This is a genomic window from Acinetobacter sp. NIPH 542, assembly GCF_000369825.1.
GTDB lineage: Bacteria > Pseudomonadota > Gammaproteobacteria > Pseudomonadales > Moraxellaceae > Acinetobacter > Acinetobacter oleivorans.
The window spans coordinates 1190327-1205944 of record NZ_KB850206.1; the positions used below are offsets into that span (position 1 = coordinate 1190327).

At 34.0% G+C, this 15618-nt stretch carries 18 protein-coding genes; 10 read left to right on the top strand and 8 right to left on the bottom strand.

What is annotated here, in order from left to right; translation table 11 throughout:
• The first annotated feature begins 267 nt into the window (after window positions 1-267).
• The 4 genes from F886_RS11150 to F886_RS11165 all read left to right on the top strand — a co-directional run bounded on the left by F886_RS11150 (window position 268) and on the right by F886_RS11165 (window position 3357).
• Window positions 268-450 carry a hypothetical protein gene (locus tag F886_RS11150; RefSeq protein WP_005305057.1) on the top strand — a complete coding sequence of 61 codons (183 nt, stop codon included), beginning with the start codon at window positions 268-270 and terminating at the stop codon, window positions 448-450.
• Window positions 451-561: 111 nt separating this feature from the next.
• The gene (locus F886_RS11155; RefSeq protein WP_080645707.1) at window positions 562-783 is read left to right on the top strand and encodes a hypothetical protein; all 222 of its coding nucleotides are present in this window, start codon (window positions 562-564) and stop codon (window positions 781-783) included.
• Window positions 784-1326: 543 nt separating this feature from the next.
• Window positions 1327-2220, top strand: a complete 894-nt coding sequence (locus F886_RS11160) for a LysR substrate-binding domain-containing protein (protein ID WP_005305060.1) — start codon at window positions 1327-1329, stop codon at window positions 2218-2220.
• Between the two features lie 243 nt (window positions 2221-2463).
• The gene (locus F886_RS11165) at window positions 2464-3357 is read left to right on the top strand and encodes a LysR family transcriptional regulator (RefSeq protein WP_003651675.1); all 894 of its coding nucleotides are present in this window, start codon (window positions 2464-2466) and stop codon (window positions 3355-3357) included.
• Between the two features lie 49 nt (window positions 3358-3406).
• Here F886_RS11165 and F886_RS11170 read toward each other — a convergent pair whose 3' ends face one another.
• From F886_RS11170 to F886_RS20440, 6 genes are all read right to left on the bottom strand, one after another.
• Window positions 3407-4579, bottom strand: a complete 1173-nt coding sequence (locus tag F886_RS11170) for a thiolase family protein (RefSeq protein ID WP_005305061.1) — start codon at window positions 4577-4579, stop codon at window positions 3407-3409.
• A 65-nt stretch (window positions 4580-4644) separates the two neighbouring features.
• Entirely contained in the window at window positions 4645-6054 is a 1410-nt protein-coding gene (locus F886_RS11175) for a short-chain fatty acid transporter (protein ID WP_005305064.1), read from the bottom strand.
• Between the two features lie 115 nt (window positions 6055-6169).
• The gene (locus tag F886_RS11180) at window positions 6170-6811 is read right to left on the bottom strand and encodes a CoA transferase subunit B (RefSeq protein ID WP_005305067.1); all 642 of its coding nucleotides are present in this window, start codon (window positions 6809-6811) and stop codon (window positions 6170-6172) included.
• A gap of 1 nt (window position 6812) precedes the next feature.
• Window positions 6813-7517, bottom strand: a complete 705-nt coding sequence (locus F886_RS11185; RefSeq protein WP_005305069.1) for a CoA transferase subunit A — start codon at window positions 7515-7517, stop codon at window positions 6813-6815.
• Window positions 7518-7762: 245 nt separating this feature from the next.
• On the bottom strand, window positions 7763-8644 hold the full coding sequence (locus tag F886_RS11190) for a LysR family transcriptional regulator (RefSeq protein ID WP_005305071.1): 882 nt from the start codon (window positions 8642-8644) through the stop codon (window positions 7763-7765).
• A gap of 114 nt (window positions 8645-8758) precedes the next feature.
• Entirely contained in the window at window positions 8759-9145 is a 387-nt protein-coding gene (locus F886_RS20440) for a hypothetical protein (RefSeq protein WP_013197973.1), read from the bottom strand.
• A gap of 192 nt (window positions 9146-9337) precedes the next feature.
• Between F886_RS20440 and F886_RS11200 the strand changes: the two genes are divergently transcribed.
• Window positions 9338-10165, top strand: a complete 828-nt coding sequence (locus tag F886_RS11200; RefSeq protein WP_005305076.1) for an RsiV family protein — start codon at window positions 9338-9340, stop codon at window positions 10163-10165.
• Window positions 10166-10251: 86 nt separating this feature from the next.
• A complete protein-coding gene (locus tag F886_RS11205) occupies window positions 10252-10668 on the top strand; it encodes a hypothetical protein (protein WP_005305079.1) in 417 nt (138 codons plus the stop codon).
• 313 nt (window positions 10669-10981) lie between these two features.
• Here the strand turns inward: F886_RS11205 and F886_RS11210 are convergent, their stop codons facing one another.
• Window positions 10982-12124 (bottom strand): multidrug effflux MFS transporter, encoded by a 1143-nt coding sequence (locus F886_RS11210; RefSeq protein WP_005305082.1) that lies wholly within the window; start codon window positions 12122-12124, stop codon window positions 10982-10984.
• Between the two features lie 99 nt (window positions 12125-12223).
• Here F886_RS11210 and F886_RS11215 point away from each other — a divergent pair, with 99 nt between their 5' ends.
• The 3 genes from F886_RS11215 (at window position 12224) to F886_RS11225 (ending at window position 14300) form a co-directional block, all read left to right on the top strand.
• Window positions 12224-13009, top strand: coding sequence for an AraC family transcriptional regulator (locus F886_RS11215; RefSeq protein WP_005305085.1), 786 nt, complete (start codon window positions 12224-12226; stop codon window positions 13007-13009).
• A 261-nt stretch (window positions 13010-13270) separates the two neighbouring features.
• On the top strand, window positions 13271-13720 hold the full coding sequence (locus tag F886_RS11220) for a DUF6097 family protein (protein ID WP_005305088.1): 450 nt from the start codon (window positions 13271-13273) through the stop codon (window positions 13718-13720).
• A 277-nt stretch (window positions 13721-13997) separates the two neighbouring features.
• Window positions 13998-14300 (top strand): hypothetical protein, encoded by a 303-nt coding sequence (locus F886_RS11225; RefSeq protein ID WP_005305091.1) that lies wholly within the window; start codon window positions 13998-14000, stop codon window positions 14298-14300.
• A 95-nt stretch (window positions 14301-14395) separates the two neighbouring features.
• Here the strand turns inward: F886_RS11225 and F886_RS11230 are convergent, their stop codons facing one another.
• On the bottom strand, window positions 14396-14659 hold the full coding sequence (locus F886_RS11230) for a hypothetical protein (RefSeq protein WP_005305094.1): 264 nt from the start codon (window positions 14657-14659) through the stop codon (window positions 14396-14398).
• Between the two features lie 229 nt (window positions 14660-14888).
• Between F886_RS11230 and F886_RS11235 the strand changes: the two genes are divergently transcribed.
• Window positions 14889-15332, top strand: coding sequence for a BLUF domain-containing protein (locus tag F886_RS11235; protein WP_005305097.1), 444 nt, complete (start codon window positions 14889-14891; stop codon window positions 15330-15332).
• The last annotated feature ends 286 nt before the right edge of the window (window positions 15333-15618 follow it).

Here is a 15618-nt window from a genome sequence, read left to right on the forward strand (position 1 = left end):
AATTATATCGAAATTTTATTTTATAAATTAATGGTTTACTTTTTAGATAAATTAAAAATAAAAAGTTCTATGATGAACTAAATGAAGATGTAATTTGAAAAAGAGCTGCATACAAAATTTTAGACTTGTTAATTTAAGTGAAATATCAACTAATTTAATGAGGGTAATTAAATCAGAAGTGTAGCTTATCTAACAAATTTATATAAAAATGTGATGCATTTCACATAAAAGACACTATAATACGAAAAAATCTTAGTTTTTAAGTTTATGTTAAAAGTCACAGCCGCATTAATCATTTTGGGTAGTTTTACATACTATGTACTTTTTCATGGTGAAGAGAAAAGTGAGTCTAAAACTTCCCGTTTACTTAAAGACGCGGAGCAATCGATTGCTTCTGCTGAAAGTTCAGTAAACAAAGCCAATAGTATTGTACCAATATCTTATAAATAGCCACGGTTATTCAGCCTAACTATTTTATATTAACCATCAAAATATTGTTTTATCTAAATTTTCTTAAAATTTTGATAAAAGACTGTATGTATAGAGACAAAATTCATGAGAATGAAGTTTATCGCCTATGATCCCAATTCTGGGGAAAAAGTAAGCTTAAAAGAGCATATCCATCACATGGATAAATACACCACTTATATCTTTTTTAGTGATGAAAAAGATAATATGGTATTCAATCCGCAGAAAAAGCAAGTTTTTGAAATTACTCAATATACAGCGAATATGATGGTTGAAATTTCAAGAAAGCTATATTATCTGATTGGTGAATATTAAAAAAATTTTCAGGCCAATCTCGGATAGATACTTTAGTAGAATAGTCAGGTTTATTTAGTTGAACTATACTGCAAATATATCTTCTGATTTGAACTAGTTGATTAGGTCAGAAAGCTTAAATCCTGAAATAATCAAATTAGCAAAATTTTAGTTTTACAGTCCGTATTCTTCCCCAAGGTGCGGACTTTTTTTATAAAAATTAAGACTTGATAAAACGATGAGGGTATTTTTGGTTTTTATTAAAGCTTAAATGGTTATTTACTTGATTTATATCAACCTTACTTTTTGATTTAAAATAATTTTTAGAATAATAATTTTATATTTGTATGAGTTGTTGCGCTAAATGAAAGTCTTTTATTCTCTTACACTCTTTTCTATGTCAGAATTATTAAATACTTACTTTTATCGTTTGGCTTTGCCATCCTTCCATCGCATTTTTGCAGGTACTCCCATGTTTTATATTTTTCATTCATCTATTCAGCTATTTATTCAGCTTCCCAAGCAGACAAATTAAGGACATAACTATAAAAAGGGAATGCAAAAATGAACTTAGAAGTACGTTGGGTAGAAGACCTTTTGACACTTGAACGAGAGCGTTCTATTTCAAAAGCAGCCGAAAAACGATTTATTAGCCAATCTGCTTTTACGCGTAGAATTCAGCAAATAGAAGAGATGATTGGAGCTGAAGTCATTATTAGAAATAATAAAAATAATATTGAATTTACAGACATTGGTCGAATTATGTTGGTCATGTCTAAAAATATTGAGAAGCAGGTAGAAGAAACAGCTAAGCTGATTAAAAACATCAAAAATGAAACCGAATCTACGATTCGTTTTTGTGTTGTCCACTCATTAGCATCGGGTTTTTTAACGACTTTTTTAAAAAAATTCCCAACGTTTATGCGTGATTTAAAAATCGAAATTGTCGCAACGAACAGTGGTGAGGGCTTATCTCTTTTAAAAGAAGGTGCCTGCGATTTTATGATTTGTTATGCGGATCGATCTAATATTAATCGTGTTGGTGATGATATTTTAAGTGGGATCAAGATTGCTGAAACAGAGATTGTTCCTGTGTCAGCTACGGAGGCCGACCATACGCCTAAGCATACGATTCAGAATAATTTTTCATTGCTTGCCTATAGTAAACACGCTTATTTACGAAAATTGGTAGATCAACTGATCGAAGGCAAGTTGAATTATAAAACCTTATACGAGACTGATAATGCTACTAATTTGAAAGAGCTTGTATTACAAGGTCTAGGTGTGGCATGGATTCCAAAAATTAATGTTGAGGAAGATCTTGCGAACGGAAAACTGGTCATGTTAGATCATCATGAGTATTGTCTTCCTCAAGATATTTATATTTTTAAAAATAATTTGAGTGATAACAAATCAGTCCAGCAAATCTGGAAAGGTTTTCAAATTCAGCATGACTAAATTTTAAAAAATTTATAACAGTATGAGCTGTATTCACTAGATTTATATATAAAGTAACCAAATAAAGAGGCAATGCTTTTGTCTTTATGATGAAAGGCTTTATAAAGCATTGCCCATGGTCTAGATTCTTTGTTAATTTAGGCGATATATCAATAATCTAAAAACAGGTTTAGCATTTTTATCTAAGTTATATCTGTTTTCAGTCCTTTTTGAATGGATTATTTGATCCAGACGGAGACAATTTTGTTTGATCTAGATAGTAGATTACTAAATATTTTTTATCATATTTATCGGTTTAAAAGCGTTTCAATGGCTGCCGATGCTATTGGCCTTACACAACCGAGCGTTAGTAATGGACTGAACAAAATCCGTCAGCATTTTAATGATCCACTTTTTATTCGTGTTGGAAATGAAATGATTCCAACCGAATTGGCTAAAGAAATCTTTCCACTTATTAGTGAAGTGATTGATAAAGTTGAAAGCATTAATAACTTTAGTGTGAACTTTGACCCGCTTACCTCAGATCAGCTTTTTACAATTGCGATGACAGATGTGTCTCATCTGGTCTTATTACCGCAACTAACCAACTATTTAAAAGAGAAAGCACCTTTAATTCGCTTGAATATTCGGCCGATTACGCCAGAAACCAGCTATCAAATGGCAAATGGTGAAATTGACCTTGCTATTGGCTTTTTACCTCAATTAGAAGAAGGCTTTTATCAACAAAAGTTTTTTAAACAGCATTATGTAGTGATTAGCTCTAAGAGCCATCCTCGTTTAGACCCAAATAATTTCACTTTAGATGATTATATGCGTGAATATCATATTGATATTGATGCAGGAATCGGGCACTACCATATTAAAAATGAATTACAGAACAAAGGATTAGATAGAAATATTTTAATTCGTTTACCGAGCTATCTTGGGGTAGGATTAGTTGTTCAAGAAACAGATGCAATCGCAACGGTGCCGTATTATTTAAGCCAAGTCTTATTGGTGAGAGAAAATTTACAGATTTTACCAGCACCTCTAGACTTCCCAACTTATGATGTTAAACAACATTGGCATATGTCTTGCCATCATAAAAGTAGCCATAAATGGTTCCGACAAACCTGTTATGAACTTTTTAAAGTCTAAAAAAGAAGGTGTAAGAAAAATTCTTACACCTTCTGTGTGGTTTGATTTTTTAGATTTCAATTGCGACAGCTGTAGCTTCACCACCACCAATACATAACGCGGCAACACCTTTCTTTTTACCTAGTCGTTTTAAAGCATAGATAAGAGAAAGAATAATTCTTGAGCCAGTTGCACCAATTGGGTGTCCTAAAGCACAAGCACCGCCATGGACGTTTACTTTTGCTTCATCAATGCCGAGTTCATGAATTGGGGCCATTGCTACCATTGCGAAAGCTTCATTAATTTCCCAAGCATCTACTTCATCAACTGACCAACCAGCACGCTCAAGCACTTTTTGAATTGCACTAATTGGAGCAATGGTAAATTCGCTTGGATGTTGTGAGTGAGTAGAGGTTGCAACAATTTTCGCCAAAGTATTTAAGCCATGGCTTTGAGCATATTCTTCTGTGGTAAGTACTAATGCAGCAGCACCATCAGAAATGGAGCTTGAGTTAGCAGCTGTAATTGTTCCGTCTTTACTAAAAGCTGGGCGCAATGTTGGAATCTTCTCAAGATTAGCTTTTAATGGCTGTTCATCTTGATCGATAACTTCTACACCTTTACGTGTTTTGACTTCAACAGGAACAATCTCTTCTTTGAAGTAACCTTCGGTAATGGCAGTTTGCGCTTTTTTCAAAGAAGAAATCGCAAAGTTATCCATTTGCTCACGTGTAAAACCTTTAGTGTTTGCCATGTCTTGAGCAAAAGAACCCATTAAGCGGCCTGTTTCAGCATCTTCAAGACCATCTAAAAACATATGGTCCTTAATTTCACCGTGACCCATACGGTAACCACCGCGAGCTTTCGGCAGAATATACGGCGCATTGGTCATAGATTCCATGCCACCTGCAACAATAATATTGGCACTACCAGCTTTTAAGGTGTCTGAAGCCATTAACACCGCTTTCATAGCAGAACCACATAGTTTATTAATGGTGACCGCGCCGACATGATCAGGTACACCAGCTTTACGCATCGCCTGACGAGCTGGACCTTGACCTATGCCTGCACTCAATACGCAACCAAAAATAACTTCATCTACTTGGTCAGGTGCTACACCTGCACGTTGGATAGATTCACGAATTACAGCCGCGCCAAGTTCTGGTGCAGTTAAAACGGATAGGCTGCCTTGAAAACCGCCCATTGCAGTACGGCTACCTGAAACTATAACAATTGAACTCATCTTAATATCTCTTATTGATGTATTTGTTAAATTTGCCTTTAGCCGAAACTAAAGGCTCCAGTAAATTAAAAAGTGGGTGGGGTGTAGCTAAGCGTTCTTCCAAAGAACCACAATAAAAATAAAACTAACGGAAAATGAACAACGAGCTGAGTGACTGTAAAACCAATCACATCTTTTGCTTTTAGTTTTAAAATGCCTAACATTGGAAGCATAAAGAATGGATTGATTAAATTTGGTAAAGCTTCGGCTGCATTATAAATTTGTACAGACCAGCCTAAATGAACTTTTAAATCATTTGCTGCTTGCATGACATATGGCGCTTCGATAATCCATTTTCCACCGCCAGATGGTACGAAGAATCCAAGGATGGCAGAGTAAATTCCCATCACAATTGCGAAGGTTTCTTTTGAAGCAATTGAAACGAAAAATTCAGCGACATAGTGCGACAGCGATAAATCCTGACTGTTTAAAGCTTGCGTCATAATAAAAGCGATGCTTCCGTAAAGTGGAAACTGAATCAAGATTCCTGATACGGCTGGAACTGCTTTTGCAACGGCATTTAAGAAGTTTCGTGGTGTTCCATGCAATGCTAGACCAAGCATTAAGAACACAAAGTTGTATGTGTTTAAGCTTGAAATAGCAATGATTGGATTACTTTTTGAAAATTCAAAAAACATCCAGATTACACCTAAAGCAACCACAATAATTGTTAAAATCGGAGAGTTTTCTAACCAGTCACCTGGACGCGTTGATTTCTCCTCATGAGGTTTGTCTTCTTCAAATTGCACATCAAAACTATCAATCGTTTTAACATTATTATCTTTTGGAGCTGAAAAATATGCAATTGCGATTGAAACAATCACTAAAATAATAGTCATCGCAATTGATTGCCAAAGGAAAATCGTTTCGGTAAATGGAATAACGCCAGTCAGATTGTAAATTGATTCAGGTAAACTGGTTTTATTTGCCTGAAGTTGTGCTGCTGAAGAGCTAATTCCAAGTGCCCAAGTCGCACCCATACCAATAATTGCAGCTGCCGCAGCAGCGCGGTAATCCATGTTCAGCTCTTTACGTTTCGCTAATGCGATCACTAAAAGTGCAGTAAGAATCGTACTTACTGCCCAATTGACCAGTGAAATTAACAAACTAACCGTTGCAACCAAAACAATAGCACCACGTCCAGAATTTGGAATACGCGCCATTTTTTGAATCAGAAATTTTACGGGCTTAGAAACAGAAACGACATACCCTACAATAATGAGCATCGTCATTTGCAGGGTAAAGGGAATAAGACTCCAGAAACCATTCCCAAAAGAAGTCGCGACATCGTGAATTGGTGCACCAATACCTAAAGCGGCAACTGACACGATAATGACGCCGAGTAATGCAAAAATATATGAATCAGGAAACCATTTTTCAGACCAGTCACTAATCCGAAGAGCAAATCTTTCAAAAATTCCTTGCTGTTTTTCCATAGCTGAAAAATCCTTCTCGTTCTTATTTATAGACAGCACATCCGGTGCTTAAAAGGGCTAAGACTCAAGCTCACTTACTAACTTGAGTCTTGTACAGCTAACTAAATCTTAGAATTTACGCGACTAACGTTTTATAAAACTCAACGCCTGTAACAGCTTGAATCTGTTCAAGCGTGACATCTTTAGCAAGTTCAATCAGCTCTAAGCCTTGCGGGGTAATATCCATTACACCTAGGTCAGTAATTACGCGATGAACCACGCCTTTACCTGTTAAAGGTAAACTACAGTTTTTCACAATTTTTGGCGTACCATCTTTTGCGCAGTGTTCCATAAGCACTACAACTTTTTGGACACCAACAACCAAGTCCATTGCGCCGCCCATACCTTTAACTTTCTTACCTGGAATCATCCAGTTAGCCAAGTCACCATTTTCAGAAACTTCCATTGCGCCTAAAATGGCAATGTTGACGTGGCCACCGCGGATCATGGCAAAAGATTCTGAGCTTGAGAAAAATGCTGCGCCAGGACGAGCAGTAACCGTTTGTTTACCGGCATTAATTAAATCGGCATCGACAGTTTCTTCAGTCGGGAATTCACCAATACCTAATAGGCCATTCTCAGATTGAAGCCAAACATTGATATTTTCAGGAATATAGTTGGCAACTAGAGTAGGTAAGCCAATACCTAAATTGACATAAAAACCATCTTCAAGTTCTTTTGCAGCACGTTGTGCCATTTCATTACGTGACCAAGCCATTTTATACTGCCTCCGTGCTTAAAGTTTTATGCTCAATGCGTTTTTCAGGTGATGCATTCAGTACAATGCGGTTTACATAAATACCCGCTAAATGGATTTCATCCGGATCCAATTCACCAATTTCAACAACCTGTTCAACTTCTGCGATTGTAATTTTTCCAGCCATCGCACATTCAGGATTAAAATTTTGAGCCGTTTTACGGAATACTAAATTACCCGCTTTGTCTGCTTTATATGCTTTAACAAGAGCAACATCTGCTGTTAAAGATTCTTCTAAAATGTAGTTTTTGCCTTTAAAGGTACGTTCTTCTTTACCTTCAGCAATCAGTGTGCCGACCCCAGTCTGAGTATAAAATGCTGGAATTCCTGCACCGCCAGCACGTAACTTTTCAGCTAAAGTGCCTTGTGGTGTAAGTTCTACATCGAGTTCACCATTTAAATATTGGCGCTCGAATTCTTTATTTTCACCAACATAAGAAGAAATCATTTTTTTGATCTGTTTGGTTTGAAGCAAAATACCTAAACCAAAATCATCTACACCAGCGTTATTTGAAATACAAGTAAGACCAGTCACACCACTTTGCTTAACTGCAACAATCAGTTTTTCCGGAATTCCGCATAAACCAAAACCGCCAACGGCAAGTATTTGATTATCTGCAATAACGTCTTTCAGTGCTGCCTCTGCATTGGCATAAACTTTATTCATTCTATTGTTATCCTATATCCCTTAGTAATCTTAGTTTTAGCATCTCAATTCGTGTTATAGAAGTTAATTTTTTTAAAGGATTAATAAGTATAATCAATGAATACTATCAAATTACCTACAAAAGATCAGAAGCATATAAAGCAAAATACTTTAAAAAAGTATCTCATGGCATTGAAAATTATAATAATTAATAAATTTAGCTTAAGAGTCTGCTTAGCTCATTCTAAAATGTAGTCTTTAATTTTTTAAAATTTATATTGAACTAAAGCCTCAATAAATTGGGTCGAAATATTTGAAATTTCAAAGTTCTTTTTATAAACAATTCCTACAGTCTTATGAATAGATTCATCCTTTAATTCAATCAATACGTTATGTTCTTTATCAATGTGTTTAGCAAAGTGCCTTGGAATCGCACTTACTCCAATTCCATAAGCCACAAAACTTGAAAGTGATGAAATTTGATGACATTCGACTTTCAAATCGAGAGTTATGTTATTTCGCAAACAATTTTGCTCAACTAAATATCGAACAATTGACGGTTTTTGTAAGGTCACGAATGGATTTGAACAAAGCTCATGCCATGTAATAGAAGACGATTGAGCAAGTGGATGAGTCTTGGGTAATAAAGCTAAGAAATCTTCTTCAAATAGAGGCTTGAATTCTAAGCCCTCGGTGAGATCAGGTTCAAAGCAGATCCCAAGTTCAAAAATACCGTCTTGTACCTTTTCTATAATGGTCTCATTTGGAATATCTTGAATTGAAAAGTTCAGGTTGGGATGAAGTTCTAAAAATTGATGAATCACCTCAGGTAAAATTGCATGAGTCACAAAGGGCATAGAGGCGATACTTAAGGTTCCGCGATTGAGTTTAAAACGTTGTTTGACATCGTTTTCCATTTCATCCCAATTGGCGAGTAATTTTTTAGCATAGGGAATGAGGGATTTACCTTCTTGGGTAAGCTCAACACGACGTGTGTTACGGTTAAACAATTTACCGCCTAACTCTTCTTCTAAACTCTTGATGGTGAGACTTAAAGCAGACTGGCTTAGATGTAGCTCTAAAGATGCATTGGCATAGTTGAGTGTACGCGCAAGTGCTAAAAAAGCTTTTAATTGTTTAAGCGTCATTTCATTCCTTTAGATTGCTCAGTTCACCTAGAAGGGTAATTTATACGAAAATTTATCTAATATGATGTTTTTTGACAAAAATTATGAAAAAGATGTAGAGAACAGTGTGCTGAACTACTTTAGTAAATTTTCCCAGCAGAATTCATCCGTGTTGTTTGCAAAATATAGAGCCATTCCAACCACATGGAAAAATAAATAACCTAGCCAAATTGCTTGAGGGGCAACTTTTAAGCCTTCTAATAAAATTATGGTTGAATAAATTGCTACTAAAAAAGTGAATAAGATGATGTATGTAATACTCGCTACAAACTTATATTTTGGTGCTAATTGAGGAACTTTATAACCAATCAAAATTTGCATACCGCAATTTATGATCAGTGCAATTATAGCTACAATTATTTGTGGTGCATTTAAAAATTCTAAAGAAAGCTGTTCGATGATGAAAATGATTTGCCACAGTACAAACATTCCCAAAGGGTACAACATAAATTTAAGCCACATAGTTTTTTTCATTTTCTTATCAATATTTTATAAAAGTATTCTATTGAATAACAAAGATTAAATAAATACTGTTTTTCAAAAAAACTATATCTCAATATAAAGCTGGTCTTAATTCAATTAAAATATTTGTGAATTTTAAATTCATTAAAACTTAATTTAAAAGATAAATGAGATTATGTAAGGGTAAAATTAATGAATAAAACTATTCTTGGTTTAGTACTGGTGCCACTCATATTAAGTGGCTGTGTGAAAAAAGCTGAAGAAAAACCTGTAGAAAAAACAGAAAATGCTTCAACTATAAAAACGACTGAACAACCCCAAACAAAAGAAAATCAAATTCCTGCAATAATAGCGCACAGTTTTCTCGTGAAGTTTGAACAACCCAAAATTTGTGGGTCTAATCCAGATGTCGAGGGTATAGTATGTACTTCTAAAGAAGCCATTGCACTTAAAAGTAATATTGACTGGATTGATCAAGTAATCGATAAGGAAATCCGTAAAAATTATGCAGATGCTCTTACTCCTGCATCAGAACAGCAAAAGCAGTTAAATCAAACACAAGCTGAGGGGCTTAATAACTGGTCAGATAGTGTGGTTTATCGCTTTAATGGACAGTTTGGTCAATATGTTCAAATTTCGAAAGTTAGCTCAGAATATTCTGGCGGAGCACATGGTATATCAACTTTTGAAGATTATATTTTTGACTTAAAAAGTAAAAAGCGCATTGGATTAAAAGATATTGTAGTCAATGGAAAAATGAATGCGCTTAAAGATGCTTTATGGAAACAGTACGAATATTGGTGCCAAGAAAATGATATGGAACCTTCTATTAGCAAAGAAGACTTTAAAGTAAGTGATAATTTCTATATCAATCAATCGGGTGGAGTGACCTTTGATTTTCAGCTTTACGAATTGGCTCCATATGCTGCAGGTCCTGTGAGTTTAGAGCTATACGATACAGATCAACTGATAAAATCAGATTTTTTACCGCCAATGCCTACTTTAAAAACTGAAATGTAAGATTAACAAATTACTTAAACCACCTTCGGGTGTTTTTTTAATGCATGAGATGTTAAATTCCATCTCTAACAATATTGGGTAATATCATGAAAAAGATATTTTTTTTAGGATTAGTTCTAAGCTTAACTGGGTGTTCAACAGCTCCAGTTGTTTCAAATATTGCAAAATCAGTACCTAATGAAAGAATTTACAATCAAAAGTATTTAAAGAAACAGACCCCTGAACAAGCAAAAGTTACTTTTTTAAGAGATAAAGGTTTTTTAGGTTCTGGTTGTACTCATGATATTTATGTTAATAATGAAAAGGTATTTTCAATTCGCTCAAATGAAATCGCTACAATTTATCTTGAGCCTAAATATTATATTTTTAGATTAGAAACAGGTGCAGGAATGTGTCCGAATATTGCAACTTCTCAAGAAACGGAAGTCAAACCTGAGGCGGAGATCGAATATCGAATCTTACTTCCATCTGACTTTAACTTAAGACTAACTCGAATGAAGTAAGAGATTAAAAATTTCTACGCCAATGAGTTGATTAAAATTAATGTTCATTAAGTTTTGATTAAACCCACTCATTGTTAAGTGGGTTTTTTCTTAATTGAATTAAGAATCATTAACTGCTTTAAAATTATTATTTATGCAATTGAAGCCGTTTTTAGAAGCATTACCCCCTAATATAAGAAATTTTAGACCTAATTTGTCATTGCATTAATAGAATTATTTTCATTTATCTAAGCTTACCAATGTTAGGAATAATAAATCTTTGAAGTAAAGTGAAAATACGATTTATCTAGCAACAGTTAAAACTTTTAGTTCGCTAGTTATATTGGTCATACTTTAGTCTTGGTTTTAGAATTAAGGCTAACGCTGCACAGACTGTAAGAACAAGGCCCAATTGTTGTACTAACCCAGCAAGTCCGAGCATACAACCCAACAGTAAATAATACGTTAAGCCGAATAACGCACCAGCTTTTCCTGCTTGCTCTCTATAATGAAGCAGTGCCTGACTAAGTATGTTTGGGATGGCAATACCATATGCAAGAACGACGCCAGCCATCGGGATCAATATCCACACAGTTGTTTGTAATATCCAGGCAATCACACTTGATAACATCACTATGTAACACGCATATCTTACCAATACTTCTGGTTTAATATTTGAAGCAAGTAGTTTTCGATTTAGTAGACTACCCATAAGAGAAGAGATTGCTAATAATAATCCTGTCCAGCCAAATGTTTCTGAACTCCAGCCAAGTTGTTTAAAAAGAAATGGGGCAAGGCTGTAATAACTGAAAATCATTGTATTAAACAAGGCAATTAGCATGGCATTTTGCCAAAGCGAATTATCAAGGAGCATACGGCCAGCTAATGTTCGTATGCGAGTGTGAGTTATTGCGTGAAACTGAGTTTCAGGAAGAAAAGCAGCACTTAGTATTAACAATAGTATGGCAAATAAAAATAAGGCAATAAATACGCCCATATAACCCCAATGACTTACTAACCAGCCTCCACTTACTAAACCAAAAACAGGGCTTATAGCTAGGGCGGCTCCCATTAGGGAAAATACACTCGCTAGTTTTTTCGATTCATAACTGTCCCTAAGCATGGTTTGTACTACAACAGACCCAGCGGCAGCGCCAAAAGCTAAAATCATACGGGCGAATAACAAAATTTTGAAATTTACTGTTGTTATAGCTAATAGTGTCCCAGCCCCATAACAGATAAGTCCTAACATCATTGCAGAGCGGCGACCAATTTGGTCACTTAACCATCCCCATAATCCTACACCTATAGCAAAAGCGATGAAATAAACTGAAAGCGTCTGAGCTGCTTGTTTACTATTAACTGCAAATGAGTGGGAAATGTAAGGTAGTGCAGGGCTGTATATGGTTTCAACTATTTGAGGAAATATAATCAGAAGTGTTAAAAGCCACAAGGGTGGACGATGTATGGCATTCATAAAATGTCTTAATAAATGAATATTAAAGGTTATTATTATTGAAAGATAAAAGTCTGATTATCATAATAAGGACTGAATATATTAATTATTGGACAAATTTTGAAAATTGCATCAGATAGTATTTTTGATCCAGATATTTTCGCTGATCCAGTGATTGGTATTGCATCAGATATAGGAAAACATGATTCTGGTAAGCATTGTCATCTTCGTCATCAGTTACTGTTTTCGGCTGCTGGTAGTATCACAATAGAAATAGGTAAAATGACTTTTTTACTTCCACCACGACGTGCTGCATGGATTCCTGCAGGCACAACTCATCGAGCGATCATGCGTGGTGTAATGGCTTACCGCTCACTATATTTTTTACCAACATCAAATTTATCTCAGTTGCCAGTACAGATTGTTGAAGTCAATCCATTATTTTTTGAAGTAATTGAAAGAATGGCATTTTGGCCATGGGGAATGCAGGCTGAACAACAAGCAAGTTTAATAACTGTTTTTTGTGAAGAGATATGTGCTGCACGAAGTGAAAATTGGCAATTAATGTATCCATCAGATGCCCGTCTAGAATCTTGGTTAGAGCACGTCCGTATGGGAGAACTACCTCCACGTTTAGGTCAGCTGACTCTGATAGTAGGTGCTTGCGAACGTACTATTAGCCGAATATTCATTCGTGAGACAGGAATGAATTATCAGAACTGGAGACAACAATGGAGATTATTAAGAGCAATAGAAATGCTATCTGAAGGTATACAAATAAGTAAGGTTGCACAACAACTGGAGTTTATCAGTGATAGTGCATTTATCGTTTTTTTCCGTCAACATACAGGTACTACTCCAGTCCGTTATCTACAGAATATTTTTAGCGAAAGCTTGTATAAATAAAATTTTCTCTATCGATAATATTAGAGTTAATCTTAAAACAAGTAGCAAAAAGACTCTCTTTTAGTACTTTAATTTAATCCATGTTCTTCATAAAAATTGATCTTATTAAAACTATTGGAAACAGGAAAGTGTTTAGAAAAGTTAAAGTATCTTCTAGATTTTTTATTCAAATTAATTTATTACTTTTATGTTAAAAAGCAATTTCTCATATAGAATTTCTACTAAAATCCCTGTTTTTTACTGATTGTATTATGGTTATTTATGGGAAATTTAAGAATTTTAGGTGAATCTCTGGAAAATGCGGAAATATTAAAAGACGTTCAATATCATATTAAAGATAGGAGATTACCTATCTCTTTAAAAGATGATTTAAACAAACAAGTTATTGAGATTGAAAAATATTTTGGTGAGGATGACTTTGAGAAACTCGAAGTTAAGAAAAACAAAATTAACATCTGGACAGGAGTTCTTGCAGTTCCTATCTTAATTTATTGTATTGCCTTGTTCTTAAGTCGATATGTACATAATTTTGGAGTTAATATTGATGTAGACATGATGAATCATATGTTATTTGAAAATATATTGAAGTACATATGGGCGATTATTCTTTATGCAGCAGTATTTTTTGGATTAATTTTTTACTTTTATTTAATGAATAATCAAAGTAAAAAATTAATTGAAAAGAATGTTGAGAAGCTTCTGAGTAAATAAATTTTAGAACATTTAAGCCTCGCATTGGCGAGGTTTTTTTTGTCGGCATATTTAAACGTTCTCTGGGCAATTTTTTCTAAAATTTCTTCTAAAATAAATAGTAATAATCATTTTTAAAACTCAGAAAATAAATTATGTATGATTGACGTGATGCTAGTGATAAGAGGATCCTTAAAAATATTTAGGCATAAATTAGCAAGAAAATAATTAATGTTTAAAAAATGAATTATTTCAAGTATAAAAGAACCTATTACTTTATAAAAATGAGTTATTAAAAATGTCTCCTATCAAAGTACTTTTTGTTGCTGGATTTGGACCAATTACAAGAGTTAATGAAGAGAGTAAAGTACTCTATCAAGACACATTAAACCTTCCAATAAAAGCGATGGAAGGCAATGAATCTTATATGAGTACAGAAGATGGGGAGCTTGGCGGTGTAAAACACTTTGCACTGTGGCCATTACATCAAGCAGCAGAGTCCTGCTTTGGTCGAAAAGAATGGCCCGACGAGTTTACTGTTCCTCAAAGTTGGATTGAGTTTGAAGTTGAGGCAGTCAGTTACTCGCTTTTTAAGTCCTGAAGGAGTACTTACTGGGTTAACAGTTACGCCATGGCTACGTACCGCAAATGAATAAATTAGTAATTTTATCTAAAACATAATAGAAAAATGTTTACTCAGGAATACCGTAGTTTGGTTTTCTTTGTCAAAATTTTGATAATCTTAAAGACCTGATTATTCAGTCTTATTTTTTGATGAACGGTGGCATTGTCAAGTTGATCCCATAGTTCAAATGGGAAAAACTCTGAACTATGATCAAATACCCATAACCATTGGTAACTATGACTCAGTGTATTACTATCAAAACGAACATCTTGAACTTTGACAATCTTAAATTGTTTATGATGTTCGTCTTGAAGAGTGATTTCATGGTTCTCCATTAGACATCCACAAATTAAAGACAGTTTTAATTTTACTAAAATTAAAAGTATCTGTTTAGTTGATTAAGTTGGCATTCATTTACAAAAGATTTCTGCTTGTTAAAGTTTGTCATTTTCAAAATGTTAATAATCTTTACTTTTGAAATACAAGGTTTTAAGTAGGTTGCATTGTAAGGATAGTATGTAAGTGTCAGAATGCACCATTGACATTTACCTTCGAGTTATCGCTATGAGTTTAATAGGCTTTATGTATGCAAGTAAAACCAATAGTGAACATAGTCAAATAAAACAAGATTTAATTGATATTCTTACAGAAGCTGTCAAATTTAATTCTAAAAATGACATTACTGGTGTGCTTTACTATGGTAATGGTTACTTCTTACAATACTTAGAAGGAAAGAAAGAACAAGTTGAGGCGCTGTTCTATAAATCAATTTTGAAAGATTCGAGACATCAAAACTGCGAGATCATCTTTTTGGAACCATCTGAACAACGGTTATTTAAACATTGGAGTATGAAATTTGCTCCTATCAATACAAAAATAAAAGATTTCTTTTTTCATCATCATGTTGATGAATTTAATCCATATTTGCTTAACACTACATCAATTCCATCTTTTATTGAGTTACTTGTAGATCAACCCAATTTGAAAGCGGATCAATATCAAGTTTAATCAATGATAGGATATGAATTAGAGTAGTTTTTCTACTTAAAAAGCCGTCTTTAGAGGGCTTTTTAAGTTCAGTTGTGTTAGTTCTTTAGACCCCTCAGCGAACCAAGAAGAGTAATTTATATAAAAATTTTTCTAATAGGATATTTCTAAAAAAAATAAATCTAAGAATATTTATTAAATTATTTTAAAAAACATATTATTTAATTGTCTTTATTAAATAATATAGAGGTATTAATTTAATTTACTCAATAATTAATAAGTTTTACAAAATAATAATAATTTTTAA

Bases quoted from the DNA above. Each gene is read 5' to 3' on its own strand.
- F886_RS11150 (WP_005305057.1), top strand. From the start codon at position 268: ATGTTAAAAGTCACAGCCGCATTAATCATTTTGGGTAGTTTTACATAC.
- F886_RS11155 (WP_080645707.1), top strand. From the start codon at position 562: ATGAAGTTTATCGCCTATGATCCCAATTCTGGGGAAAAAGTAAGCTTA.
- F886_RS11160 (WP_005305060.1), top strand. From the start codon at position 1,327: ATGAACTTAGAAGTACGTTGGGTAGAAGACCTTTTGACACTTGAACGA.
- F886_RS11170 (WP_005305061.1), bottom strand. From the start codon at position 4,579: ATGAGTTCAATTGTTATAGTTTCAGGTAGCCGTACTGCAATGGGCGGT.
- F886_RS11175 (WP_005305064.1), bottom strand. From the start codon at position 6,054: ATGGAAAAACAGCAAGGAATTTTTGAAAGATTTGCTCTTCGGATTAGT.
- F886_RS11180 (WP_005305067.1), bottom strand. From the start codon at position 6,811: ATGGCTTGGTCACGTAATGAAATGGCACAACGTGCTGCAAAAGAACTT.
- F886_RS11185 (WP_005305069.1), bottom strand. From the start codon at position 7,517: ATGAATAAAGTTTATGCCAATGCAGAGGCAGCACTGAAAGACGTTATT.
- F886_RS11190 (WP_005305071.1), bottom strand. From the start codon at position 8,644: ATGACGCTTAAACAATTAAAAGCTTTTTTAGCACTTGCGCGTACACTC.
- F886_RS20440 (WP_013197973.1), bottom strand. From the start codon at position 9,145: ATGTGGCTTAAATTTATGTTGTACCCTTTGGGAATGTTTGTACTGTGG.
- F886_RS11200 (WP_005305076.1), top strand. From the start codon at position 9,338: ATGAATAAAACTATTCTTGGTTTAGTACTGGTGCCACTCATATTAAGT.
- F886_RS11205 (WP_005305079.1), top strand. From the start codon at position 10,252: ATGAAAAAGATATTTTTTTTAGGATTAGTTCTAAGCTTAACTGGGTGT.
- F886_RS11210 (WP_005305082.1), bottom strand. From the start codon at position 12,124: ATGAATGCCATACATCGTCCACCCTTGTGGCTTTTAACACTTCTGATT.
- F886_RS11220 (WP_005305088.1), top strand. From the start codon at position 13,271: ATGGGAAATTTAAGAATTTTAGGTGAATCTCTGGAAAATGCGGAAATA.
- F886_RS11225 (WP_005305091.1), top strand. From the start codon at position 13,998: ATGTCTCCTATCAAAGTACTTTTTGTTGCTGGATTTGGACCAATTACA.
- F886_RS11230 (WP_005305094.1), bottom strand. From the start codon at position 14,659: ATGGAGAACCATGAAATCACTCTTCAAGACGAACATCATAAACAATTT.
- F886_RS11235 (WP_005305097.1), top strand. From the start codon at position 14,889: ATGAGTTTAATAGGCTTTATGTATGCAAGTAAAACCAATAGTGAACAT.